The sequence below is a fragment of the Limnohabitans sp. 2KL-3 genome, assembly GCF_001269405.1.
Taxonomy (GTDB): Bacteria; Pseudomonadota; Gammaproteobacteria; order Burkholderiales; family Burkholderiaceae_C; genus Limnohabitans_A.
Genome location: NZ_CXON01000001.1, coordinates 371,294 through 394,691, shown reverse-complemented (window position 1 = coordinate 394,691; position 23,398 = coordinate 371,294). Strand labels below are relative to the sequence as shown.

23 protein-coding genes are annotated in these 23,398 nt (G+C 61.7%); 17 read left to right on the top strand and 6 right to left on the bottom strand.

All coding sequences use genetic code 11. From position 1 onward, the window contains the following. Nucleotides 1-3: 3 nt before the first annotated feature. A complete protein-coding gene (locus AMM41_RS01915; protein WP_089952373.1) occupies nucleotides 4-774 on the top strand; it encodes an SDR family NAD(P)-dependent oxidoreductase in 771 nt (256 codons plus the stop codon). A gap of 27 nt (nucleotides 775-801) precedes the next feature. Here AMM41_RS01915 and AMM41_RS01910 read toward each other — a convergent pair whose 3' ends face one another. Both AMM41_RS01910 and AMM41_RS01905 read right to left on the bottom strand, forming a co-directional pair. After that, on the bottom strand, nucleotides 802-1,158 hold the full coding sequence (locus AMM41_RS01910) for a hypothetical protein (protein ID WP_089952371.1): 357 nt from the start codon (nucleotides 1,156-1,158) through the stop codon (nucleotides 802-804). An 865-nt stretch (nucleotides 1,159-2,023) separates the two neighbouring features. Continuing rightward, nucleotides 2,024-3,556 carry a YifB family Mg chelatase-like AAA ATPase gene (locus AMM41_RS01905; protein WP_089952369.1) on the bottom strand — a complete coding sequence of 511 codons (1,533 nt, stop codon included), beginning with the start codon at nucleotides 3,554-3,556 and terminating at the stop codon, nucleotides 2,024-2,026. A gap of 198 nt (nucleotides 3,557-3,754) precedes the next feature. Here AMM41_RS01905 and AMM41_RS01900 point away from each other — a divergent pair, with 198 nt between their 5' ends. From AMM41_RS01900 to AMM41_RS01860, 9 genes are all read left to right on the top strand, one after another. Further along, the gene (locus AMM41_RS01900) at nucleotides 3,755-4,504 is read left to right on the top strand and encodes a TorF family putative porin (RefSeq protein WP_089952367.1); all 750 of its coding nucleotides are present in this window, start codon (nucleotides 3,755-3,757) and stop codon (nucleotides 4,502-4,504) included. A gap of 28 nt (nucleotides 4,505-4,532) precedes the next feature. After that, a complete protein-coding gene (gene glnK, locus AMM41_RS01895) occupies nucleotides 4,533-4,871 on the top strand; it encodes a P-II family nitrogen regulator (protein WP_089952365.1) in 339 nt (112 codons plus the stop codon). Between the two features lie 23 nt (nucleotides 4,872-4,894). Continuing rightward, entirely contained in the window at nucleotides 4,895-6,439 is a 1,545-nt protein-coding gene (locus tag AMM41_RS01890) for an ammonium transporter (RefSeq protein ID WP_089952363.1), read from the top strand. Between the two features lie 115 nt (nucleotides 6,440-6,554). Beyond that, nucleotides 6,555-7,364 carry an SDR family NAD(P)-dependent oxidoreductase gene (locus tag AMM41_RS01885; RefSeq protein WP_089952361.1) on the top strand — a complete coding sequence of 270 codons (810 nt, stop codon included), beginning with the start codon at nucleotides 6,555-6,557 and terminating at the stop codon, nucleotides 7,362-7,364. Between the two features lie 60 nt (nucleotides 7,365-7,424). Then, entirely contained in the window at nucleotides 7,425-8,384 is a 960-nt protein-coding gene (locus tag AMM41_RS01880) for an SMP-30/gluconolactonase/LRE family protein (protein ID WP_089952635.1), read from the top strand. A 286-nt stretch (nucleotides 8,385-8,670) separates the two neighbouring features. After that, complete coding sequence (glcE, locus tag AMM41_RS01875) at nucleotides 8,671-9,816, top strand: glycolate oxidase subunit GlcE (RefSeq protein ID WP_089952633.1); 1,146 nt, start codon at nucleotides 8,671-8,673, stop codon at nucleotides 9,814-9,816. Between the two features lie 11 nt (nucleotides 9,817-9,827). Further along, on the top strand, nucleotides 9,828-11,069 hold the full coding sequence (glcF, locus tag AMM41_RS01870) for a glycolate oxidase subunit GlcF (protein ID WP_089952359.1): 1,242 nt from the start codon (nucleotides 9,828-9,830) through the stop codon (nucleotides 11,067-11,069). A gap of 59 nt (nucleotides 11,070-11,128) precedes the next feature. Next, complete coding sequence (locus AMM41_RS01865) at nucleotides 11,129-11,473, top strand: DNA-binding protein (RefSeq protein WP_089952357.1); 345 nt, start codon at nucleotides 11,129-11,131, stop codon at nucleotides 11,471-11,473. After that, nucleotides 11,470-12,696: a type II toxin-antitoxin system HipA family toxin gene (locus AMM41_RS01860; RefSeq protein WP_089952355.1), complete on the top strand. Its 1,227-nt coding sequence runs from the start codon at nucleotides 11,470-11,472 to the stop codon at nucleotides 12,694-12,696. Before AMM41_RS01865 ends, AMM41_RS01860 begins: the two co-directional genes overlap by 4 nt. Before the next feature lie 18 nt (nucleotides 12,697-12,714). On the opposite strand, the gene AMM41_RS01855 is transcribed toward AMM41_RS01860, so the two are convergent. Next, nucleotides 12,715-13,866, bottom strand: a complete 1,152-nt coding sequence (locus AMM41_RS01855) for an ATP-binding protein (protein WP_089952353.1) — start codon at nucleotides 13,864-13,866, stop codon at nucleotides 12,715-12,717. Nucleotides 13,867-14,263: 397 nt separating this feature from the next. Here AMM41_RS01855 and AMM41_RS01850 point away from each other — a divergent pair, with 397 nt between their 5' ends. Beyond that, complete coding sequence (locus AMM41_RS01850; RefSeq protein WP_228769047.1) at nucleotides 14,264-14,650, top strand: hypothetical protein; 387 nt, start codon at nucleotides 14,264-14,266, stop codon at nucleotides 14,648-14,650. A 150-nt stretch (nucleotides 14,651-14,800) separates the two neighbouring features. Here the strand turns inward: AMM41_RS01850 and AMM41_RS01845 are convergent, their stop codons facing one another. The 3 genes from AMM41_RS01845 to AMM41_RS01835 form a co-directional block, all read right to left on the bottom strand. After that, nucleotides 14,801-15,283, bottom strand: a complete 483-nt coding sequence (locus AMM41_RS01845; protein WP_089952349.1) for a glutathione peroxidase — start codon at nucleotides 15,281-15,283, stop codon at nucleotides 14,801-14,803. Nucleotides 15,284-15,353: 70 nt separating this feature from the next. Next, nucleotides 15,354-16,250 carry a DMT family transporter gene (locus tag AMM41_RS01840; protein ID WP_089952630.1) on the bottom strand — a complete coding sequence of 299 codons (897 nt, stop codon included), beginning with the start codon at nucleotides 16,248-16,250 and terminating at the stop codon, nucleotides 15,354-15,356. An 11-nt stretch (nucleotides 16,251-16,261) separates the two neighbouring features. Beyond that, a complete protein-coding gene (locus AMM41_RS01835) occupies nucleotides 16,262-16,897 on the bottom strand; it encodes a DedA family protein (RefSeq protein ID WP_089952347.1) in 636 nt (211 codons plus the stop codon). Between the two features lie 191 nt (nucleotides 16,898-17,088). On the opposite strand from AMM41_RS01835, the gene alr reads away from it, so the two are divergent. The 6 genes from alr (at nucleotide 17,089) to AMM41_RS01805 (ending at nucleotide 23,334) form a co-directional block, all read left to right on the top strand. Further along, nucleotides 17,089-18,183, top strand: coding sequence for an alanine racemase (gene alr, locus AMM41_RS01830; protein WP_089952345.1), 1,095 nt, complete (start codon nucleotides 17,089-17,091; stop codon nucleotides 18,181-18,183). Nucleotides 18,184-18,356: 173 nt separating this feature from the next. Beyond that, nucleotides 18,357-19,328, top strand: a complete 972-nt coding sequence (locus AMM41_RS01825) for a thiamine pyrophosphate-dependent dehydrogenase E1 component subunit alpha (protein ID WP_089952628.1) — start codon at nucleotides 18,357-18,359, stop codon at nucleotides 19,326-19,328. Beyond that, on the top strand, nucleotides 19,319-20,293 hold the full coding sequence (locus AMM41_RS01820) for an alpha-ketoacid dehydrogenase subunit beta (protein ID WP_089952343.1): 975 nt from the start codon (nucleotides 19,319-19,321) through the stop codon (nucleotides 20,291-20,293). Before AMM41_RS01825 ends, AMM41_RS01820 begins: the two co-directional genes overlap by 10 nt. 156 nt (nucleotides 20,294-20,449) lie before the next feature. Then, nucleotides 20,450-20,968 (top strand): TRAP transporter small permease, encoded by a 519-nt coding sequence (locus AMM41_RS01815; protein ID WP_089952341.1) that lies wholly within the window; start codon nucleotides 20,450-20,452, stop codon nucleotides 20,966-20,968. Continuing rightward, nucleotides 20,965-22,263 (top strand): TRAP transporter large permease, encoded by a 1,299-nt coding sequence (locus AMM41_RS01810; protein ID WP_089952339.1) that lies wholly within the window; start codon nucleotides 20,965-20,967, stop codon nucleotides 22,261-22,263. The genes AMM41_RS01815 and AMM41_RS01810 overlap by 4 nt, the downstream gene beginning before the upstream one ends. Nucleotides 22,264-22,299: 36 nt before the next feature. Beyond that, nucleotides 22,300-23,334 (top strand): DctP family TRAP transporter solute-binding subunit, encoded by a 1,035-nt coding sequence (locus AMM41_RS01805; protein WP_089952336.1) that lies wholly within the window; start codon nucleotides 22,300-22,302, stop codon nucleotides 23,332-23,334. Nucleotides 23,335-23,398 lie beyond the last annotated feature (64 nt).

Genomic DNA, 23,398 nt, shown 5'->3' with positions numbered 1-23,398 from the left:
GCCATGGCGGCTTTGGGCAACTTTGCGCCTTCGGGTGATTACGCCTTTCCCTATCGGGACTTGGTGGGAACACAGGTCCTCGTGACCGGTGGGCGTGGCACTTTGGGCGCTGCCATCAGCCGAGGCTTTGCATCGCTGGGCGCGCAAGTCTGGTGCGTGGACCAGTCCCCGATACAAGCGGGTGAGCACGATCCGCGCATCACACACCGCGTGGCCGATGTGCGTGACCGCGCTTCACTGCTGGCGGTGCAGGCCGAGCTGGCACAAACGGCGGGTCTGGATGTGCTGGTCAATGCCCACGGCTTGCAGATCCGCTCGGACTTTGCGGGCTGTGACGAAGAGACCTGGATGACCCTGACCGATGTGAATCTGAACGGCGTTTACCGCAGCTGCCAGGTCTTTGGCGAGCCCATGCGTACACGCGGCGGCGCGATTGTGAACATTGGCAGTGTCAACGGGGTGGTGGTCTCGGGCAAGGGCACACCCTACGGCATTCAAAAAGCGGCCGTCTCGCACATGACCAAGGTGCTGGCCGTCGAGTGGGCACCGTTGGTGCGTGTGAACGCGGTGGCCCCCACGGCGATTCCCTCGGGCATGACGCAGGACTTGTTTGCCAACCCGGATTACGTGCGCACCAAGACGCAAAGCATTCCGCTCAAGCGCACCGGCACCGAAGAGGACATCGTTCACGCGGTGATGTTTTTGGCCTCGTCGGCTTCGGGATTGGTCACGGGACACACCCTGATGATGGACGGGGGTTTGTCTTTGGTGTGATGGCCAGCTGGCTGGCCGCCCCTGCGCTCAACGTGCAGGGGTCAGCAACTGCCAGCCTTCTGGACAATAGCGGGTGTCGGGGTAAAACTGCCTGACCGAAGCACAAAAATAATGGGCTTCTGTCGGAGCCGGAGGTGGAAAAGACGGGTTGACAGGGTTGGCATAAGTCACCGGTGGTGCGGACAGCACCGGTGTGCTGGTGGTGGCCTGAATGACCGCCCCCGCCAAGCCTAAGACCACCAAAGCCCCGATCCAGTCGCCCGCACCGTGACGTCCACCCCCATGACGGTTGTGGTGCTGCCCGTGGTGGGGCCCCGCCATGGCCAGACTGCTCATGCTGGCAAGCACAAGCCCCAAAACGAAGACGCGGAAACTTCTTTTCATGGCAAAACCTTTGGCAAGTGTGTCCCTGCATAACGCCGGTCAGCACGGGCCGTTGACCGGAGCACACCTGAACTTGTTTTCAGTTGTCACTGCCACGCACCTTGGTCATGGGTTTTCTTGATGCATCCGACCCGATGATGTTGGCATCAACGCTCTTTTGTAGGAGCGACGCCCCCGTCGCGAAAAGCCTCGCAAACCACCCACAATCGCCCCGAGGGCGGGGCTCCCACAAACTGCAAGGCATCGCCCTTGTAGGAGCGACGCCCCCGTCGCGAAAAGCCTCGCAAACCACCCCCAATCGCCCCGAGGGCGAGGCTCCCACAAACTGCAGGGCATCCCCCTTGTAGGAGCGACGCCCCCGTCGCGAAAAGCCTCGCAGACCACCCACAATCGCCCCGAGGGCGGGGCTCCCACAAACTGCAAGGCATCTCCCTCGTAGGAGCGACGCCCCCGTCGCGAAAAGCCTCGCAAACCACCCCCAATCGCCCCGAGGGCGGGGCTCCCACAAACTGCAGGGCATCCCCCTTGTAGGAGCGACGCCCCCGTCGCGAAAAGCCCCGCAAACCACCCACAATCGCCCCGAGGGCGGGGCTCCCACAAACTGCAAGGCATCTCCCTTGTAGGAGCGACGCCCCCGTCGCGAAAAGCCTCGCAGACCACCCACAATCGCCCCGAGGGCGGGGCTCCCACAAACTGCAGAGCATCTCCCTTGTAGGAGCGACGCCCCCGTCGCGAAAAGCCTCGCAAACCACCCCCAATCGCCCCGAGGGCGGGGCTCCCACAAACTGCAAGGCATCTCCCTTGTAGGAGCGACGCCCCCGTCGCGAAAAGTCTCGCAGACTTCAAACATCACAGGGCCGGATCATCAGTGCTCTTTGAGCACCCGCCGGTATTGCACCGCTTCGGCCACATGCGCTGCCTCGATGGTGCTGCTGCCCGCCAGGTCGGCGATGGTGCGGGCGACTTTCAGGCTGCGGTGCACACTGCGTCCGCTCCAGCCCAGTTTGGCGGCGGCTTTTTGCAGCAAAGCGGTGGCTCGCTCGTCCAGCTGGGCTTGGGCGTCAATGGCTTGGCCTTGCAGGTCGGCGTTGGCGCAGCCTTGGCGGGCCAAGGCCCGTTGGCGTGCCGCCAGACTGCGGGCAGCAATCGCCTCGGTGCTTTCACCGGGCGGCGCGTTCAGCAGGTCTTGTGCGGGCAGGCTGGGCACCTCGATGTGCAAATCGATGCGGTCGAGCAAGGGGCCGCTGAGCTTGCCCTGGTAGCGGCTGACCTGGTCGGGCGAACAGCGACAGGCCCGCGTGGTGCTGCCCAAATAGCCGCAAGGGCAGGGGTTCATGGCCGCAATCAACTGAAAACGCGCCGGAAACTCTGCCCGCCGGGCAGCCCGGGCGATGGTGATGGTGCCGGTTTCCAGGGGCTCGCGCAGGGCCTCCAGGGCCGCACGGGGAAATTCGGGCAACTCGTCCAGAAACAGCACGCCGTGGTGCGCCAGCGAAATTTCCCCCGGTCGGGGTGGGGAGCCACCCCCCACCAAAGCCACTGCACTGGCCGAGTGGTGCGGTTGTGCGGTGGGGCGCTGCGCCCAGCGGCTCAGGTCAAAGCGCCCGGCCAAGCTGGCAATGGCCGCTGATTCCAAGGCGTCTTCAATCGCCATGGGTGGCAACAAACCCGCAAATCGCTGTGCCAGCATGGACTTGCCCGAGCCTGGCGGACCCACCATGAGCAGTGAGTGGCCTCCGGCGGCGGCGATCTCCAGCACCCGTTTGATGCCCGCTTGACCTTTGACATCGGCCAGGTCGGCATAACGAGGAGGGGCGCTGGGTGTGGTGGCGGCCATGCGGGACCATCCTTCGCTGGGCACAGGCGGGGTGTCGTTGGAGGGGGGCAAAAACTGTTGCACCACATCCAGCAGGTGACGGGCCCTGAACACTTCGGTGTCGGGCACCAAAGCCGCTTCTTCGGCGCTGCCCGGGGGCAACACCAGCCGCGTGCGCACCTGTTGCTGGCGCAGCACCAGGCTCATCGCCAAGGCGCCACGCACCGGGCGCAACTCACCCGACAGCGACAACTCGCCCGCAAACTCGTGACCGGCCAGTTTAGTGGCATCGATTTGCCCGCTGGCCGCCAAGATGCCCAAAGCGATGGGCAAATCCAGTCGCCCCGAGTCTTTGGGCAAATCAGCCGGGGCCAGGTTGACCGTGATGCGTTGGTTGTGCGGAAAGTCCAAGCCGCTGTTTTGCAGGGCCGAGCGCACGCGCTCGCGTGCCTCTTTGACCTCGACGTCCGCCAAACCGACCAGTGTGAAGCTGGGCAGGCCATTGGCCATGTGCACCTCCACGGTCACGGCGGGCGCTTGCAGGCCGATCAAGGCGCGGCTATGCACCAAACTGAGACTCATATTCCCTCCCTGCCCCATGCTGGTGCATGGTGTGTGTTCTGGCACGCCGTCAGTGCGTGCGCTTCTTGTTGAAATGCCATTCAAACATGCACTGTGGGCAAATGCACTGGTAAATCCCCGGGTATGAGCGACGCCGCATGGGTTGGCACGCTCTGTGCATAGATGGCTTGTCTTTTCTTCACTTTATTGGAGTTCCTCATGAAAAAAATCCTTGTTCCTACTTTGATCGCCCTGGCTTTGGGCGGCGTGAGCGGTCTGACCCAAGCCCAAACAGCGGCTCCCGAGAGCAGCCTGTCCTACAACGTCGGTGCGACCACCGATTACCGTTACCGTGGCATTTCTCAGTCGCGTCTCAAGCCTGCTGTGCAAGGCGGCATCGACTACGCTGACAAGAGCGGTTTTTATGTGGGTGCTTGGGGTTCGAGCATCAAGTGGGTCAAGGATGCGGGTGGCGACACCAACATGGAATTGGACCTGTATGCCGGTTACAAGGGGGCTGTGGGCGATGTGGCGTATGACGTGGGTTTCTTGCGCTATCAGTACTCGGGTAACAAACTGGCTCAAGTGCCAACTTTTGCAAACGCCAACACCAATGAGATTTATGCAGCGGGCACCATGGGTCCTGTGACCTTGAAGTATTCGCACGCCATCTCCAACATCTTCAGTTTCATCGACAGCAAAAACAGCTATTACGTGGACCTGAGCGGCACGTTTGATTTGGGCAGCGGCTTGAGCTTGGTGCCACATGTGGGCTACCAGTCCATCAAAAACAGCAGCAATTGGTCGTACACCGATTACTCGCTGACATTGGGCAAAGACTTGGGCAATGGCTTGTCGGCCACAGCCGCCTTGGTGGCAACCGACGCTGACAAAACCTTGTACGTCACCCCCGCAGGCAAGTTCACAGGCAAGACAGGTGTTGTTGTCGGCCTGAAATACGCCTTCTGATCGCCGTTCAACCCAACAAGGAGCCATCATGAAACTGGTGACCGCCATCATCAAACCCTTCAAGCTGGACGAGGTGCGTGAAGCACTGTCGGGCATCGGCGTGCAGGGCATCACCGTGACCGAAGTCAAGGGCTTTGGTCGTCAAAAGGGCCACACCGAGCTGTACCGTGGCGCGGAATACGTGGTCGACTTTTTGCCCAAAGTGAAGATCGAAGCCGCTGTGTCCAACGACCTCGTCGATCGTGTGATCGAAGCCATCGAGTCGGGTGCCCGCACCGGCAAGATCGGTGACGGCAAGATCTTTGTGTACGACCTCGAACAAGTGGTTCGCATCCGCACCGGTGAAACCGGCGGCGAAGCCCTCTGATCAAGAAGAAAGAGAGTCAAACAATGAAAAAGTTACTCGCTACTTTGGCCTTGGGCCTGAGTTTGGGTTTCGGTGTGTTCGGTACGGCTTCTGTCGCCACCGCACAAACCGCCCCCGCAACCGTCCCCGCCGCCGTGACGGCACCTGCTGCTGATGCCAAGGCCGATGCGGCACCTGCCCCTGCAGCGCCTGCTGCCGCTGCACCCGCAGCAGCCGAAGCCGCGCCTGTGCTCGTGCCCAACAAGGCCGACACGGGCTGGATGATGCTGTCCACGATCCTGGTGATCTTGATGGTCATTCCTGGTTTGGCCCTGTTCTATGGCGGCTTGGTGCGCAGCAAAAACATGCTGTCGGTGCTGATGCAGGTGGTGGTCACCTTCTCCATGATCACCGTGCTGTGGTTCATCTACGGTTACAGCCTGGCCTTCACCGAGGGCAATGCCTTCATTGGGGGTTTTGACCGCCTGTTCATGAAGGGCATTTGGGACAACGTCGCGGGCACATTTGCCAACGCCGCCACCTTCAGCAAGGGTGTGGTGATTCCTGAAATCTCGTTCGCCGCCTTCCAGGCCACGTTCGCAGGCATCACTTGTGCCCTGATCGTGGGTGCATTCGCTGAGCGCATCAAGTTCTCTGCTGTGCTCGCCTTCATGGTGTTGTGGTTCACTTTCAGCTACCTGCCTGTGGCGCACATGGTCTGGTTCTGGATGGGTCCTGACGCCTACACGACCAAAGAAGTGGCCGAAGAGATGACTTCCAAAGCCGGTTTGCTGTGGCAGTGGGGCGCTTTGGACTTCGCTGGCGGAACCGTGGTGCACATCAACGCCGCTGTGGCTGGCTTGGTGGGTGCCTTCATGGTGGGCAAGCGCGTGGGTTATGGCCGTGAATCCATGGCCCCTCACAGCCTGACATTGACCATGGTCGGTGCCTCCTTGCTGTGGGTGGGTTGGTTCGGTTTCAACGCGGGTTCTGCTCTGGAAGCCAACGGCTTCGCTGCCCTGGCCTTCATCAACACCTTGATCGCGACAGCCGGTGCTGTGTTGGCCTGGTGTGTGGGTGAAGCGCTGATGCGTGGCAAAGCCTCCATGTTGGGTGCCGCCTCGGGTGCCGTGGCCGGTTTGGTGGCCATCACACCAGCAGCGGGCAACGTGGGTCTGGGTGGTGCTTTGATCATCGGCTTCATTGCAGGTTTTGCTTGCCTTTGGGGCGTGAATGGTCTGAAGAAGATGCTGGGTGCAGACGACTCCTTGGACGTGTTCGGTGTGCACGGTGTCGGCGGCATTGTGGGTGCCTTGTTGACCGGTGTGTTCAATTCGCCCGCCTTGGGTGGCCCCAGCGCCATGGGCGACTGGGTCACACTGACCATGGTCACGCCTGATGCTTATTCCATCGCCTCACAAGTGTGGATCCAGGCCAAAGCGGTGCTGCTGACCATTGTCTGGTCGGGTGTGGTCTCGGTTGTCGCCTTCAAGATTGTTGACCTGACCATTGGTCTGCGCGTCACCGAAGAAGAAGAGCGCGAAGGTCTGGACATCTCCTCGCACGGCGAGTCGGCTTACCACGGCTGATCTGGCAAGTTGAATGCTTAGGGTGGTTTGCCACCTCCCATCTTCCCAAGCCCGTTGCACCCTGTGCACGGGCTTTTTTGCTATGGTGTTGGCTTTGACGCACAGAGGTAGACGCATGACATGGGCAGATCGAAAAGTGGCTGTGGTGACGGGCGGTGCCCGAGGCATAGGTCTGGCCATTGGCCAGTGGTTTCTGGCCAACGGACACCAGGTCGTGCTGCTCGACGTGGATTCCACCACGCTGGACGCCACGCAAAAGCAACTGAGCAGGTCAGGCGACGTGCTGTGCCTGCACACCGATGTGTCGCAGCCAGACCAAGTCCAAGCCGCTGCCGACCAAGTCATGGCGCGTTTTGGCCGTGTGGACGCGCTGGTCAACAACGCGGGCGTGGCGGTGTTCAAGCCCGCACTCGACACCCATTTTGATGAATGGCGTCATGTGCTCTCGACCAACCTGGATGGCGCGTTTTTGTGCACGCAGGCGTTTGGCACCATCATGGCGAGCCAGCGCAGCGGGGCCGTGGTCAACATCGCGTCCATCTCGGGTCTGCGCGCCAGCACCTTGCGCTTGGCCTATGGCACCAGCAAGGCTGCATTGATCCACCTGACCAAGCAGTACGCCGCCGAATTGGGCAATTACGGTGTGCGCGTCAACGCGATCTGCCCCGGCCCGGTCGAGACCGAGATGGCCAAGCTGGTGCACAGCGCTGCCATCCGCGCCGACTACTACGACACCATCCCGCTGGGTCGCTACGGCAGCACCGAAGAGATGGCCAACACCGTGGGCTTTTTGTGCAGCCCCCAGGCCAGTTACATCAACGGCCAATCCATCGCGGTCGATGGCGGCTTTGACGCCTCGGGCGTGGGCCTGCCCACCCTTCGCCGCACCACGGCCGAGCTGCAAACCGTGGGCCAAGTCGATTGATCGGGTTACCTAACGCCCTCAGGGCATGCAAACAGGGCCGCTGAGGGCACAATGCCCCGCATGAACCCTTGGACCCGCATCACCCCCGAACCCGACGCCTTGGGCGAATCGCCCTTTTGGCACCCGCAAGAGCAGCGCCTGTATTGGGTGGACATCCCCGGCAGACGCATCGCCCGCGTCCAGCTCGATGGCCTGCAGACCCGTGGCGCGGTCGAGTACTGGGCCATGGGCGAAGAACCCGGCTGCATTGCCCCTGTGCAAGGCGATGACCCAGGTGGCGGCCTGGTCGTGGCCCTGCGCGATGGCATTTATCTGGCGAGGCAGTGGGGTGGTGACTTGCAGCCGCTGGCCGCTGCGCCTTACGACACAGCCAAGCTGCGCTTCAACGACGGCAAGTGCGACGCCCAAGGCCGATTTTGGGCAGGCAGCCTGTACGAACCCAAAGACCAGGCGCTGGGCGTGTTGTACAAGCTGGACGAGCAAGGCCTACAGGCCATGATGGGCGGTGAGAAGGGCGGTGTGGTGACCGCCAATGGCCTGGCCTGGTCACCCGATGGCCAAACCGCTTATTGGGCCGACACGGCCGCGCACCAGATTCGCGCTTTTGACTTTGATCTGGCCTCCGGCCAGCTGTCTGCCGGGCGCGTGTTCCACCAAATGCCCCCCAAACCCGCAGGCTGGGTCTGGGGCCAGCCCACACCCCCTGCGGAATATGGCGGCCGCCCTGATGGTGCGGCGGTGGACAGCGAAGGCTGTTACTGGTCTGCCCAATACGAAGGCCATCGCTTGCTGCGCCTGTCGCCCTCAGGCGAAGTGTTGGCCGAAGTGGCCACGCCCGTGCCTTGCCCCACGATGCCCTGCTTTGGTGGGCCCGACCTGAAAACCCTGTTCATCACCACCTCCCGCCAAGGCCGCAGCCCGCAAGAGCTGGCGCAGTACCCGGCGGCAGGGTGTGTGTTTGCGACGCGGGTGGCGGTGGCGGGTTTGCCTGTGAATGGGTTTGCGGTCCGGCCCCGCTAAAAACTGGCGGATTTGGGTATCGAACCTCTGCCAGCAAGAGGGGTGCAAATCACCCATGAACTCATTGATCGTCTGCGGGATCAGTCAGGCATTTGATGCGGTGCATGTCTGGTGCACTTGCAAGCGGGACGATGGCCACGTCAACATTTGAACAATGCTTCAAATTGACCCTTTGCCGCAACTGCCTCTGCAGCGCCCACAAAGGCCAGATGCCGCAATTTCCCACAACCCCATCGTTCAAAAAATTCACGCGCCCTCACGGGGCCGGGCGTTACCATCTTGGCCCATGGATGCTCAACTCAATTCACTCATCGACGCCGTGCGTGCCGCCGCTGCCCAAGGCCGCACCTTGCGTTTGCGCGGCGGTGGCAGCAAAGATTTCTGGGGCCAGAGCCTCACGGGCGAGGTGCTGGACACCCGGGCTTACCAGGGCATCGTCAGTTACGAGCCCAGCGAGCTGGTGGTGACGGCCCGCTGTGGCACGCCCTTGGCCGAACTGGAAGCTGCCTTAGCGGAGAAAGGCCAGTGCCTGGCATTTGAGCCGCCGCATTTTGGCACCGGCGCGACAGTAGGCGGTATGGTGGCTGCTGGTTTGAGCGGCCCGGCACGCGCAACCGCTGGCGCTGTGCGCGACTATGTCTTGGGTGCGCGTTTTATCAACGGCTTGGGCGAGCACCTGACCTTCGGCGGTCAGGTCATGAAAAACGTGGCCGGTTACGACGTGAGCCGCCTCATGGCCGGCAGCTGGGGCACCTTGGGCCTGATCACCGAGGTCAGTCTCAAGGTCTTGCCCGTGGCCCCGGCCGAGGCCACGCTGATGATCGCGGGTCTGGCCCAAGGCCCGGCGCTGGATTTGCTGCACCGCTGGGGTGGCCAGCCCCTGCCCCTGAATGCCAGCGCCTGGGTGCGCGACACCACGGCCCAACCCGTGGCCGATTATGTGTTTGTGCGCCTGCGCGGCGCGGTGGCGGCAGTGCAGTCTGCTACCGTCAAAATGAGCGCCGATGCCGTTGCCCTGGGTGCGCAGGTTCAGACCATGGACAATGCCGAAGCTGCCTTGGACTGGCGTGCCAGCACCGAACAGACTTTGCCGTTTTTTGATGCGCCCAGTCCCGATGCCTGCCTGTGGCGTCTGTCGGTGCCGCAAACCGCGCCGGTTTTGGACCTGCCTTATTCCACCTATGTGGAGTGGCAAGGTGCGCAGCGCTGGCTGTGGGCACCCGCTTCGGCAGCGGTGACTTTGCGTGCGTTGGCCCAGCAGGTCGGTGGCCATGCCACGCTGTTCCGTGCCAGCGCCGCCCATGCCGCAACGGACAAAGCCGTGGGCGTGAACACGCCTTTGGAGCCGGTGCAGCAACGCATCCAGCAGCAATTGCAACAACAGTTCGACCCGAAAGGCGTGTTCGCCACCGGCCGCTTGCACCCCCTCTGAGGCGATTCGTCATGCAAACCAACCTCGCCCCCGAATACCAAAACACCCCCGACGGCATCGAAGCCGAAGCCATCCTGCGCAAGTGTGTGCACTGCGGCTTTTGCACCGCCACTTGCCCCACCTACCAACTGCTGGGCGACGAGCTCGACGGCCCGCGTGGCCGCATCTATTTGATGAAGGCGGTGCTGGAAGGCGAAACGCCCACCCGCAAAACCCAGATGCACCTGGACCGGTGCCTGACTTGCCGCAATTGCGAAAGCACTTGCCCGAGCGGCGTGCAGTACGGCCACCTGGTGGACATCGGCCGCAAACTGGTGGACGCCAAAGTCGAGCGCCCCGCGTCTGAAAAACTGGTCCGTTGGGCGCTCAAAGAAGGTCTGCCTTCGCCCCTGTTTGCGCCCGCCATGAAGATGGGCCAGATGGTGCGCAGCCTGCTGCCCGACAGCCTGAAAGCCAAAGTGCCCGCGCCGCAAGACGCTGGCATCTGGCCCACCCGCACGCACGCCCGCAAGGTGCTGATGCTGGCCGGTTGCGTGCAGCCGAGCATGAGCCCCAACATCAACACCGCCACCGCCCGCGTGCTCGATGCGGCAGGCATCCAGGCCGTGACCGCCCCCAAGGCCGGTTGCTGTGGTGCCGTCAAATTCCACCTGAACGACCAGGGCGGCGGCAAAGACCACATGCGTGCCAACATCGACGCTTGGTGGCCGCTGGTCGAAAGCGGCGAAGTCGAAGCCATCGTGATGAACGCCTCGGGCTGCGGCGTCATGGTCAAGGACTACGGTCATGTGCTCAAAGACGACCCGGTGTACGCCGACAAAGCTGCCCGCATCGGTGCTCTGACCAAAGACCTTAGCGAGTTGCTGCCTGAGTTGGTGCCGCTGCTCAAAAGCAAGCTGAAACCGGAAGCCCTGCAAGCCGCAGGCCTGCAGGCCTACCACCCGCCCTGCACACTGCAACACGGCCAACAACTCAAAGGCGGCGTCGAAAAGCATCTGGGCGATCTGGGCTTTCAGATCAAGGTCACGGCCAATGAGTCCCACCTGTGCTGCGGCTCGGCGGGCACCTACAGCGTGCTCAACCCGGATTTGTCCAAACAGCTGCGCGACCGCAAACTGGGCCACCTGAACGCGCTGCAGCCGCAAGGTGTGATCAGCGCCAACATCGGCTGCATCACCCACCTGCAAAGTGGCAGCGGCCTGCCGGTGCGGCATTGGGTGGAGTTGTTGGATGAGGCGCTGCTGGCCGGGTGACGATCCCGTTGAGGTAAAACAAAATTGACATGGTTTGATTTCATGGTAAATTTTGTTTCATGTCGAAGCCTGCTCACGCCACAGAAATTCTGCCTGCTGCGGTTGCCCGCGCCCTGAAAGACCTGGGCGAAAATTTAGCGCTGGCCCGCCAGCGCCGCAAAGAAAGCCAGCGTACCTGGGCCACTCGCCTGTCGGTTTCGGTGCCCACACTCATCCGCATGGAAAAGGGCGACCCTTCGGTCGGCATGGGCGTCTACGCCACGGCCCTCTGGCTCATGGGCCGGCATGCTGCCTTGCCTGAGATGGCGGCACCTGCACAAGATCTGAATGCGCTGGAGCAAGACATTGAAGCCGTGCGCCAGCGCAGCAAGCGCTTGTCGCGCAAACCGGAACCCTCACTGTGAGCCAGGCCTATGAACCCCAAGACAGCGTGAGCCTGTGGTGGTTGGGTGGTGTTCTAGATCCTGTGCGCATCGGCACCTTGAGCCTGCAAGACCAGCGCCGCAAGGTGGCCCTAACTTACGCCCCTACATGGCTGTCATCGCCCCAGGGCTTTGCCTTGAGCGAAGACCTGCCCTTGCGCACGGGGCTGATGTTGCCCGCCGAACGCGATACCGCAGCGGGTGCGGTGGACGATGCACGACCCGATCAATGGGGCGAGCGTGTCATCCGATTGATCGAGCGTCCTGCGCGTTTGTCTTTGCTGGAGTATTTGTACTTTGCTGGCGATGACCGCTTTGGGGCTTTGGGCGTTTCATTACCAGCGGAAAGTTATGTCCCCGCCTTAACAGCGGCCATGCCCACGTTTGACGGGCTGACCGACATGCATCAGGCGGTGCAGCGCGTTATGGCGGGCGATGCCGTCAGCGAACAGCAGCGTCGCTTGCTGCAGCCTGGCGTGTCGATGGGCGGCGCACGGCCGAAGTCCTTGATGCAAATCGATGGCGTGTCCTGGGTGGTCAAGTTTTCGGAAGGCGGAGATCTGGACTCGCCACTGATCGAACACGCCAGCATGCAGCTGGCGCGCCGTTGTGGCATCCAAACGGCAGACACCTTGGCGCTGCCATTGCCGAAAGGTCACGCCGTGGCTGTCCGGCGCTTTGACCGCGAAGGTGCCCAGCGTCTGCATGTCCAGTCCGCCTGCGTCGCATTGCGGGCCGCAGGTGAGGTCCTCGGCTACCCCGAACTGGCGCAGCTGATTCGCCGCTTGGGGCGGCCTGACCAAGTGCGAGCGCAGCAGCTAGAGTTGTTCAGGCGCATGGTCTTCAACATCCTGATCGACAACACCGACGACCACGAAAAGAACCACGCGCTGGTGCGTGGTGCGGACGGGTTTTATGAACTCTCCCCAGCTTTTGATGTGCTGCCCGCCGCGCAAGGCTTGGGCTACCAGCAAATGCGTGTGGGCGCTCTGGGTCATGAGGCCAGCCTGACCAATGCGATGTCAAAAGCGCGGGCCTTCGGGCTGACGGACGCGCAAGCCCAGCAAACCGTGGCCGAGATCGCCAGTCAGGTGGCGCATTGGAAAGCGGTGTTCAAAGGTCTGAATGTGCGCGATCAGGACATTGACCTGCTGGCGCAGTATCTGGATGGCGCGCATTTGCGTGAGCAGCGCCGACTTTGTTGATGAATGTGGGCTGCGCCTTCAACCCGCCAGAACCCCTGCGATATCACCCACGGAAATCACCTCAACCCCTTCGGCAAAAGGCCAGCGCTGCTGCACGGGGGCGACGATGTAGGTTTTTTCGGGTTGCACGTCTTGCAGGGATTGCCAGAAGCTTTTGGTGACTTTGGGCGCCACGCTGAACTTGATTTCGAAACCGATTTTTCGCTGCCCGGTTTCCACCACCACATCCAGTTCGGCACCCGCCGCTGTTCTGTAAAACGACAGGCTGGCCCCAGTAGGCATGTGGGCGGCAATTTGGTCGATGACAAAGCCTTCCCAGGACGCACCTGCCATGGGGTGGCCTTGCAGGTCGTCCGGATGGCTCAAGCCCAGAAGGCTGTGCAGCAGACCGCTGTCGCGAACATAAACCTTGGGTGCCTTGACCAAACGCTTGCCCAGGTTGGCGTGATAGGGTTCGAGTTTTCTGACCAGCAAGGCACCCACCATGTGATCGAGCCAGCGATTGACCGTGGGGGCGCTCACGTCCAGTGAGTTGGCGATGGCCGATGCATTGAACAGCTGGCCATGCACATGCGCCAGCATGCGCCAAAAACGGCGCAGACTTTCGGCATCCACGCGCAAGCCCAGAGCTGGCAAATCGGTGTGCAGCAGGTGGCGGATGAACGCATCACGCCAGGCCCAAGAGGCGTGTGAATCAACGGCGGTGAAGCTGGGCGGAAATCCACCGCGCACCCACAAGTCCTGCACGGTACTGAGGTCCGAGCCGACTTCGTTGACGAGGAGCGGGAACATGTCAATCAAACTCAGCCGTCCGGCCAAGGATTGGGATTGGCGCAGCAATTCAAACGAAGCCGAGCCCAGCAAGACAAAGCGCCCGGGGCGACGGATGCGGTCGATTTCACCGCGCAACACCGAAAACAACTGCGGTGCATTTTGAACCTCGTCCAGGATCACCAGCCGGTCTGCGTGGGCTTGCAGAAACAGCGGGCCCTCGCCCAGGCGTGCCTGATCTTGTGGGGATTCCAGGTCCAGATAAATGGCATTTGGATGGGTGTCCAGCAGAGCGCGGGCCAAGGTGGTTTTGCCAATCTGGCGCGGTCCCAAGCTGGCAACAGCTGGGCTCCATGTGAGGTGTGAGGCCAGTGTGCTTTGGGCAATGCGTTTGAACATCCTTGTAAATTAAATATGCCATATTCAAAATACAAGGATAAATCGACTTTCTAAAAGCATCTGGCCCAAACTCGCCTGAAATCTCGCGTTGAAGCGTTACGCACGCTAGGGCCAACGGTGTGTGTGGGAACAAGGTCACTGCCAGTGCTTGGTGTTGGCTTTCAGACCATCAGGAATGGTGTTGATGATCCCTCATCCTTGAAAATTTAACGTGTGACGTTCAGATTTCAAGGATGAATAGAAAAATCCTGGCTCCCTGAGCGTATTCAACCGAAGTTCAAAGTCCTTTTCCCCATCCGGCAAGGCCCTCGCTCGAGCACGCCCAAATGCCCAGCCGGGTAGGATTCAACACTGGATGGCAGACCGCGCTTGCAAAGCGCAAACAAAGGACAAGACGATGGCGATACCTTGGTTGATGGCGCTCAAAGTGATTCCCTGGGGCGATGTGATCGAACACGCGCCTTCGGTGCTCAAAGCCGCACGCAAGCTGATGGACCGCCAACCGCCTCAGCCGCCCGGTCAAGCAGGCACGCCCGCTACAACGACCCCGGTCAGTGCGGTGCCCAGCTTGGGAGAACTCAAAAACGCCTTGATCGCCGCACAAGGCCAGATCGACCGGCAAGCCCAAACCCAGCGCGAACTCACCGAAACCCTGGCCGAGTTGGCCGAACAAAACGCCCGCTTGGTCAGCGCCGTGGAAATGCTGCGCCTGCGCACACGGGTGTTGGTGTGGGGTGGCATGGCGATGTTGGTTTGGTTGGTGGTGCTGACTTGGCGGGGTTGAATCAAGGAGCCGGAACGGGTTGGAAGCCCATCATGCAGAGCCGTTGGTCACGGCTGTCAGACCAACGGGCAGGGGGGTAACCGAGTCGTCTGATATCAAACCGCCCTCAACTTGATATCAAAACAACATCAAAACACCATCAAAACACCATCAAGCCGCCAGCGCCGCCTCAATGTCCTTGGCGATCTTTTCCGGCGAGTCCTGCGGCGCATAGCGCTTGATCACACGCCCGTCCTTGCCCACCAGAAACTTGGTGAAGTTCCACTTGATGCCTTTGCTGCCCAGAATGCCGGGGGCTTCGGCGGTGAGCCATTGGTACAGCGGGTGCGCTTCGTCGCCGTTCACTTTGACCTTGCTCATCATCTGAAAGCTCACGCCGTAGTTCTTCTGGCAGAAGTTGGCAATCTGTGCGTCGTCGCCCGGGTCTTGGCTGGCGAACTGGTTGCAGGGAAAGCCCAGAACGGCCAGGCCTTGGTCGGCGTAGCTTTTGTGCAGCTTTTCCAGCCCGGTGAATTGGGGCGTGAAGCCGCAGGCGCTGGCGGTGTTGACGATCAGCATCACCTGACCTTTGTAGCGCGACAGGGGCACGGTTTGGTGGTCGATGCTTTGGGCTTCGAGGTCGTACAGGCTCATGGGGTGCTTTCCGGTGGTAGTGAGCAAAAGGACATCATGCCAGCGACAGCCCATGGCTGTGCAAGCTGCGTCATTTGGCCTTGTGGCCAGGCCCGACGATGGACAGCAAAGCCGCCAGCAAAATCAAAGACCCGCCAATCAGGGTGCGGCTGTCCCAGCTGGATGCGCCCAGCAGCACCGAGGACACGCTGGCAAACAGCACTTCGGACAGCATGACCAGCGCCGTGGTGTGGGCGGCCAGGCGGGCGGCACCGTATTGCAGCGCCAGGTTGCCCAACAAAAACGAGAGGCTCAGCAGGGCCACCAGGGGCAACCAACTCCAGGCGGGTGCCGCGCCGATGGCCACGACGCCCGAGGCCAAACCCACAAAGGCCGCCAGCGTGGCCATGACCGCGCCGCCGCCAAACATGGCCAGGGTGCGCGACGCGCTGGGCGTGTCTTTGAGCTTGAGCAGCAAGGCGTTGGTGATGGCAAACGTCAGGCCGCCCATCAGCGCCAGCCCATCGGCCAGGCTCTCGGGCACGGGCCAGGGCGTTTCGGGGGTTTTGAGCACGATGAATAAACCGGCCAGCGCCAAAAGCAAGCGCAGCAAGGCCATGGGGGTGGGTTTTTCACCCAGCAGCCACCAGGCCACCAGCACCGACCAGGCCGGCATCAAATAAAACAGCAGCACCACGCGCACCACGTCGCCCACCGTGACGGCCCAGTTGAAGCCGACATTGGTCAGCCCCGAGCTCAGCAGCAAAAGCCACAGCCCGGGGTGGCCGCGCCAGCTTTGCAGCTGCCCGCTGCGCCACAGCCACAAGGCGATGGACACAAAGACAAAGGCGTAGACCAGCGCCGTGGCCCACAGCGGGTGCAAGCCCTGGGCTTCGAGTTGCTTGAAGGGCCACCAACACACGCCCCAAACAAAGGCGTTGAACAGGAGCCCGGCAACCGCCAGGCTTTTGGGGGAGGTGTGGCCCATGCGTGGGCGGATCAGGAGGCGTCGCCAGAAGCTTTGGCCGCTGCCGTGGCCTGGCGCTTGCGCCACCAGCGCCAGCCCAACCAGACAATACCGATGCCCAGCAGGGCAAAGATGCCGTGTTGGAACTGGCGCAGCACGCCAAACATCCAGTCCCAGTTTTGCGCACCAAAGTAACCCAGGTACACCCAGATCGGCACGCTGATCAAGGCGGCAAAGCCGTCCATGAAAAACCAGGTGGCAAAGCTCACGCGCTGGCTCATGCCCGCCGAGAAAAATACCGGCGTGCGCAAACCGGGCAAGAAGCGGGCCACGAACATGACCCATTTGCCGTATTTCTGGAAGGCGTCTTGGGCGCTGGCAAAGCGCTCGGGCGTGAGGATTTTGCGGAAACCCGGTAATTTGGAAATGCGCTGGCCATACAGACGACCCAGGGTGAACATCAGGCCATCACCGACCATGACGCCCGCCATGCCCACTGCAAACATGGTGTTCACATCGGCGTGGCCCAAACCTGCAATGACACCGCCCGTGACCAAGGTCACGTCTTCAGGCACGGGCACGCCAAAGCCGCAGATCAACAACATCACGAACACGGCCAGATAACCGTATTCGGTGAAGATGGGCATCAAAAACTGAAAAACTTCCATGGATGTCAAGGTTCTGCCAGCGTCTGAACAGTTCAGGCAGATGGCGCGGGGTTAACAGGCTGCGGGTCAGTGTAAATCATTTGTAAGCCCCTGCCGGGCAGGGGAAAGGCTGTGTTATCCCTATGCTTGAGTCCAATTTGGAGACCCTTGAAGCTGGCATACTTGATTGGCTCATTCTGTCTTGAACCCCCATGCCCCGTCCCATACAAGCCACCATCGACACCGCCGCCCTGCGCCATAACCTGAGCCATGCCCGCCAGGCCGCACCCGACGCCCAAGCCTGGGCGGTGGTCAAGGCCAACGCCTACGGCCACGGCATTGAACGGGTGTTCGACGGTCTGCGCGGGGCCGATGGTTTTGCGTTGTTGGACCTGAGTGAGGCCGAACGGGTGCGTTCACTGGGCTGGCGCGGCCCGATCTTGTTGCTGGAAGGCGCTTTTGAGGCGCGGGACCTGGAGCTGTGCTCGCGCCTGCACCTGTGGCACACGGTGCATTGTGACGAGCAAATCGACATGCTGGCGCTGCACAAGACGCACGAGCCGCACCGGGTTTTCCTCAAAATGAACTCGGGCATGAACCGGTTAGGCTTTGCCCCGCACCGCTTTCGATCGGCTTGGACGCGGCTGAACGCCTTGCCGCAGGTGGACGAAATCTCGCTCATGACCCATTTCAGTGACGCCGACGGCCCCAAAGGCATCGCCGAGCAGATGGCCCGTTTTGAAGAGGCCACGCGCGACCTGCCTGGCGAGCGCAGTGTCAGCAACAGTGCGGCCAGCTTGCGTCATGCGCACGATGCCACCGTCAAAGCCGACTGGATTCGCCCTGGCATCGCGGTCTATGGCAGCTCGCCGGACTTTCCCGAGCACAACGCCTCGCACTGGGGTTTGTTGCCCGCCATGAGCCTGAATGCCCGCATCATCGCGGTGCAGCACCTGCAGGCGGGTGACAGCGTGGGTTATGGCTCCAGCTTTGTGGCCGATGGCCCCCTGCGCATCGGTGTGGTGGCCTGCGGGTACGCCGATGGTTACCCGCGCATCTGCCCCACGGGCACGCCCGTGCTGGTGGATGGTGAGCGGGGCCGCACGGTGGGCCGCGTGAGCATGGACATGCTGACGGTGGACCTGAGTTCCTTCCCCGATGCGGGTGTGGGCAGCATGGTCACGCTCTGGGGGCAGTCGGCGCAAGGCGCGGTGCTCAGCATCGACGAGGTGGCGCAAGCGGCGGGCACGGTGGGCTATGAGCTCATGTGTGCGTTGGCTGCGCGTGTGCCCGTGGTGGTGGTCTAAGACCCTGTCAACCCGCTCAAGGGGCCCTGTCGCCTGCGTGCAGGCCTGCCTGTCAAATGCCATTAGAGTGCACATGGCCTTGAGAAAATTGTTTTCCGGGGCGATCTCATCACAGGAGACATCGATTGCCCTCCACCGCTCAAAAAGACGCATTGGCCGCTTTGTACCTGTGCATGGCCCGCATCCGGGCGTTTGAAAATGCCGCCGAAATCCTGAGCCAGGGCGGTGTCAGCGCCTACAACAAAACCGCCGACGGCAGCGCCAAAGTTCGCGGCCCCTTGCACCTGTCCACCGGGCAAGAAGGCGTGGCCGCTGGCGTGTGCGCCCACCTCAGCCCCAGCGACTACCTGACCTCCACGCACCGTGGCCACGGCCACACCCTGGCCAAGGGGGCAGATCTGGGCCGCATGATGTGCGAGCTGTACGGCAAGGCCACAGGGTTCAACGGGGGCAAAGGCGGCTCCATGCACATTGCCGATTTTTCCGTCGGCATGCTGGGGGCCAACGGCGTGGTGGCGGCGGGCCTGCCCATTGCCGTGGGCGCTGCCCACGCACAAAAACTGCAGGGGCGCAGCGACATCACTGTTTGCTTTTTTGGTGACGGCGCCATCAACCGAGGGCCGTTTCTGGAAGCCCTCAACTGGGCGCAAGTGCACCAGCTGCCGGTGCTGTTTGTGTGCGAAGACAACCGCTGGAGCGCCACCACTGCCAGTGGTCCCATGATCGCTGGCCCTGGTGCTTCGGCCCGCAGCGAAAGCCTGGGCATTGCAGCGACTCCGGTGGATGGCAACGATGTCTGGGCCGTTTATGAAAAAGCCGCCGAGCTGGTGCAGGCCATTCGCGCAGGCCAAGGGCCGCGGCTGTTGCATGCCAGCACCTACCGCGTCAAAGGCCATGTGTCGGTGGACCTGGCCGCTTACCGCGACCCTCGGGAAGTCGAAGAAGCCCTGAAAAACGACCCCATCCAGAACGCCCGCCGCGCCCTGCTGGCGCTGGGCAGTACCGATGCCGTGTGCGACCAGATGGACCAGCAAGCGCAGGCCGAAGTGCAGGCGGCCATGCAGGCAGCGGACCAAGCGCCATGGCCCGATGTGTCCGCCGCTTACACCGACATCCAGACCACAGGAGAAGGTCAATGGTTTTGAACACGATGAGTTACAGCCAGGCCGCCGTGCTGGCCGTGCAGCGCGAAATGGAAGCCGACGAGCGCGTGGTGGTCATGGGCGAAGACGTGGGTCGGGGCGGCATTTTTGGCCAGTACAAAGGCTTGCAACAGACCTTTGGCACGCACCGCATCATCGACACGCCCATCAGCGAAGCGGCCATCATGGGCGGCGGCGTGGGCATGGCGCTGGCGGGCATGCGCCCGGTGGTGGAGATGCGTGTGGTCGACTTTGCCTTGTGCGGCATGGACGAAATCATCAACCAGGCGGCCAAAAACCGTTACATGTTTGGTGGCCAAGGCCGCGTGCCTTTGGTGGCCCGCATGCCCATAGGCATCTGGGACGCCTCGGCGGCGCAGCACTCTCAGTCACTCGAAGCCTGGTTTGCCCACATGCCTGGCTTGGTGGTGGTGTGCCCGGGCTCGGTGCAAGACAACTACTCCTTGTTGCGCTCGGCCATGCAGTGCGGCGACCCGGTGGTCTATATGGAACACAAAACGCTCTGGGGCCTGGAAGGGCCGGTGGACGAAAGCGTGCAGGTGCCCTTGGGCCAAGCTGCGGTGCTGCGCCCGGGTGATCATTTGACGATGGTCAGTTGGAGCCGTCAGGTGCAGGTGTGCCAAACGGCTTGCGAACAATTGGCGGCATTGGGCGTTCAGGTGGAGCTGATCGATTTGCGCACCCTGTGGCCCTGGGACCGGGAAACGGTGCTCAAGTCGGCCGCCAAAACAGGCCATTTGCTGGTGGTGCACGAGGCGATTCAGGCGGCAGGCTTTGGCGCAGAAATCGCCGCCACCGTGGCCGAAACTCTGGGCGTGCGCGTCAAACGCTTGGGCGCACCCCGCATCCCGGTGGGCTACGCCCCCGTGCTGGAAGCGGTCGCCCGCGTGTCGGCTGATCAAATCGTGGCGGCAGCGCAAGATTGCCTGAAGCCCGTCACGCGGTGAGGATGTTGCCCCATGTTTGCGATCAGCTTGCATGTGCACTCTGCGGGTTTTTTCATGGGGTAATCCCTGTGTCTCCGAGGCGCTTTGGGGACTGTTCGAGAGGCATGTGACCAAGAGCGCCATGGTAAATTGAACTTTAAATTTGGCTTGAAACCTATGACCCATTTGCACGAACAAGCCCCCGCCAAAGTGGCCGCTGCTGAACCCGATGAACAAACTGCTGTGCCCTTGAAAATCGAGGATTGGCTCACGGTGATCGTGATGGGCCTGTTGTCGCTCATCACCTTTGCCAATGTGCTGGTGCGTTATTTCACCGACCAGTCTTTTGCCTGGACCGAAGAGTTCTCGGTGTTCCTGATGATTGTGCTGGCGCTGGTGGCGGGCTCGGCCTCGGTGGCCCGCAACCGCCAAATCCGCATTGAATACTTTGCCGACAGCGGCCCTGAAAAACGCCAGCGGGCGCTGGCCCGCTTTGGTGCGCTGATGGTGTTTGTGCTGTTTGCGCTGATCGCGGTGCTGAGTGTGCGCGTAGTCTGGGACGATTTCCGCTTTGGCGAAACCTCGCCGGGCATTGGGGTGCCGCAGTGGTGGTACACCATCTGGCTGCCGGTCTTGTCGGTGGCCATTGCCGGACGTGCCTTGGGCCTGTTCATCCGCCGGGGGCGTCAGCCATGATCCCGACCCTTCTGTTTGTCGCCTTTGTGGTCATGATGCTGATGGGCGTGCCCATTGGCGCGGCGCTGGGCTTGGCAGGAGCCGCCTGCATTGCCTTGGCCAATTCGGACGCGCAGTGGTTTGGCCTGTTGGCTGTGCCGCAAAACTTTTACGCGGGTCTGGGCAAGTACCCGCTGCTGGCCATTCCCATGTTTGTGCTGGTGGGCTCGATTTTTGACCGCTCTGGCGTGGCGCTCAGGCTGGTCAACTTTGCCGTGGCCATCGTGGGTCGTGGCCCGGGCATGTTGCCTTTGGTGGCGATTGTGGTGGCCATGTTTTTGGGCGGCATTTCCGGCTCAGGCCCAGCCAATGCCGCTGCCGTGGGTGCGGTCATGATCGCGGCCATGTCGCGGGCCGGTTACCCGGCACCATTTTCGGCCAGTGTGGTTGGCGCGGCAGCGGCCACGGACATCTTGATTCCGCCTTCGGTGGCCTTCATTGTGTATTCGGTGCTGGTGCCCGGTGCTTCGGTGCCCGCCTTGTTTGCGGCTGGCATGATTCCCGGCATTTTGGCGGGCATTGCCCTGATCGTGCCCACCGTGTGGATGGCCCGCAAACACAAGATGGGTGCGCTCGAGGCCAGCTTGCCGCGTCCCGAGTTGTGGAAAAGCTTTGTGGAGGCCACTTGGGGCCTGGCCGCGCCGGTCTTGATTTTGGGCGGCATGCGTGCCGGCTGGTTCACGCCGACTGAGGCGGCGGTGGTGGCGGTGTTTTATGGCTTGTTTGTGGGCATGGTGATTTACCGCACGATCAAGGTGCGCGACCTGTTTGTCATCTTGCGCGAATCCGGCGAGTTGTCGGCCGTGATCTTGCTGGTGGTGTCTTTGGCCGGTATTTTTGCCTTTTCCCTGTCCACGTTGGGGGTGATCGATCCGGTGACCACCGCCATCGTCAACTCGGGCTTGGGTGAATACGGTGTGCTGGCATTGCTGATTCTCATGTTGATCACTGTGGGCATGTTCCTCGACGGCGTGTCCATCTTCCTGATTTTTGTGCCACTCTTGTGGCCCATCGTGCAGTACTACAAATGGGACCCGGTCTGGTTTGGCGTGATCCTCACGCTCAAAGTGGCGCTGGGCCAGTTCACGCCGCCTTTGGCTGTGAACCTGATGGTGTCTTGCCGCATTGCCGGCGTGCGCATGGAAGAAACCGTGCGTTGGGTCGGCTGGATGCTGTTTTCGATGTTCCTGGTCATGCTGGCCGTCATCGCCTGGCCTGAGCTGGCCCTGTGGCTGCCGCGTTATCTGGGCTATTGATCCCCCCGTTTTCATTTTTTCAACAAGGAGACAACCATGAAACTTCGTCGTCACTTGCTCAGCCTGCTGGCTGTAGCCGCTGGTTTGAGCGCTTTCACTGCCCCGGCCGTGGCCGCCGATTACAAAGCCGAATACCGCATGTCGCTGGTGCTGGGCCCCCCCACACCCTGGGGCCAGGCCGGCAAGATGTGGGCCGACATGGTCAAGGAACGCACGCAGGGGCGCATCAACATCAAGCTCTACCCCGGTGTGTCGCTGATCCAGGGCGACCAGACCCGCGAATTCAGCGCACTGCGCCAGGGCGTGATCGACATGGCCGTGGGCTCGACCATCAACTGGTCACCCCAGGTCAAAGAACTGAACCTGTTCTCGCTGCCCTTTTTGATGCCCGACTACGCCGCCATTGACGCGCTGACACAAGGCAGCGTGGGCCAGAAGATTTTCCAGACGCTGGACAAATCGGGCGTGGTGCCTTTGGCCTGGGGTGAAAACGGCTTCCGCGAACTGACCAACTCCAAGCGCCCCATCAAGTCGCCAGCCGATCTGAAGGGCATGAAAATTCGCGTGGTGGGCTCGCCCATTTACTCGGACATGTTCAGCGCCATGGGGGCCAACCCCACACAAATGAGCTGGGCCGATGCGCAGCCTGCACTGTCCAGCGGCGCTGTGGACGGTCAGGAAAACCCCTTGTTCTTGTTCACTGTGCTCAAAATGCACAACGTGGGCCAGAAATTCGTGACCACCTGGGGCTATGTGGCCGATCCGCTGATCTTTGTGGTCAACAAAGACATCTGGGCTTCATGGACGCCTGCTGACCAGGCCATCGTGCGCCAGGCCGCTGTGGATGCAGGCAAAGCCGAAATCGCCATCGCCCGCAAAGGCTTGGTTGAAGCCGACAAGCCTGTGCTCAAGGACATCGCCGCCATGGGCGTGACAGTGACGTCGCTCTCGGCCAGCGAGCGCGAAGCCTTCGTCAAAGCCACCCGCCCGGTGTATGACAAGTGGAAAAATACCGTGGGCCCTGCTCTGGTGAAAGAGGCCGAAGCCGCTGTCGCTGCGCGTAAAAAGTGATGTCAGACGTGGCCAGTCATGCATGGCTGGCCACGCATTTTTTTAAGGGTGTCAGCCTTTGAAG

Coding starts and splice junctions, on each gene's coding strand:
- AMM41_RS01890 (WP_089952363.1), top strand. CDS start 4,895: ATGAAAAAGTTACTCGCTACTTTGGCCTTGGGCCTGAGTTTGGGTTTC.
- AMM41_RS01825 (WP_089952628.1), top strand. CDS start 18,357: ATGGCCCGCATCCGGGCGTTTGAAAATGCCGCCGAAATCCTGAGCCAG.
- AMM41_RS01815 (WP_089952341.1), top strand. CDS start 20,450: ATGACCCATTTGCACGAACAAGCCCCCGCCAAAGTGGCCGCTGCTGAA.
- AMM41_RS01855 (WP_089952353.1), bottom strand. CDS start 13,866: ATGTTCAAACGCATTGCCCAAAGCACACTGGCCTCACACCTCACATGG.
- AMM41_RS01885 (WP_089952361.1), top strand. CDS start 6,555: ATGACATGGGCAGATCGAAAAGTGGCTGTGGTGACGGGCGGTGCCCGA.
- glnK (WP_089952365.1), top strand. CDS start 4,533: ATGAAACTGGTGACCGCCATCATCAAACCCTTCAAGCTGGACGAGGTG.
- alr (WP_089952345.1), top strand. CDS start 17,089: ATGCCCCGTCCCATACAAGCCACCATCGACACCGCCGCCCTGCGCCAT.
- AMM41_RS01840 (WP_089952630.1), bottom strand. CDS start 16,250: ATGGGCCACACCTCCCCCAAAAGCCTGGCGGTTGCCGGGCTCCTGTTC.
- AMM41_RS01805 (WP_089952336.1), top strand. CDS start 22,300: ATGAAACTTCGTCGTCACTTGCTCAGCCTGCTGGCTGTAGCCGCTGGT.
- AMM41_RS01905 (WP_089952369.1), bottom strand. CDS start 3,556: ATGAGTCTCAGTTTGGTGCATAGCCGCGCCTTGATCGGCCTGCAAGCG.
- AMM41_RS01910 (WP_089952371.1), bottom strand. CDS start 1,158: ATGAAAAGAAGTTTCCGCGTCTTCGTTTTGGGGCTTGTGCTTGCCAGC.
- AMM41_RS01850 (WP_228769047.1), top strand. CDS start 14,264: ATGGCGATACCTTGGTTGATGGCGCTCAAAGTGATTCCCTGGGGCGAT.
- AMM41_RS01900 (WP_089952367.1), top strand. CDS start 3,755: ATGAAAAAAATCCTTGTTCCTACTTTGATCGCCCTGGCTTTGGGCGGC.
- AMM41_RS01845 (WP_089952349.1), bottom strand. CDS start 15,283: ATGAGCCTGTACGACCTCGAAGCCCAAAGCATCGACCACCAAACCGTG.
- AMM41_RS01820 (WP_089952343.1), top strand. CDS start 19,319: ATGGTTTTGAACACGATGAGTTACAGCCAGGCCGCCGTGCTGGCCGTG.
- AMM41_RS01865 (WP_089952357.1), top strand. CDS start 11,129: ATGTCGAAGCCTGCTCACGCCACAGAAATTCTGCCTGCTGCGGTTGCC.
- glcE (WP_089952633.1), top strand. CDS start 8,671: ATGGATGCTCAACTCAATTCACTCATCGACGCCGTGCGTGCCGCCGCT.
- AMM41_RS01810 (WP_089952339.1), top strand. CDS start 20,965: ATGATCCCGACCCTTCTGTTTGTCGCCTTTGTGGTCATGATGCTGATG.
- AMM41_RS01880 (WP_089952635.1), top strand. CDS start 7,425: ATGAACCCTTGGACCCGCATCACCCCCGAACCCGACGCCTTGGGCGAA.
- glcF (WP_089952359.1), top strand. CDS start 9,828: ATGCAAACCAACCTCGCCCCCGAATACCAAAACACCCCCGACGGCATC.
- AMM41_RS01835 (WP_089952347.1), bottom strand. CDS start 16,897: ATGGAAGTTTTTCAGTTTTTGATGCCCATCTTCACCGAATACGGTTAT.
- AMM41_RS01915 (WP_089952373.1), top strand. CDS start 4: ATGGCGGCTTTGGGCAACTTTGCGCCTTCGGGTGATTACGCCTTTCCC.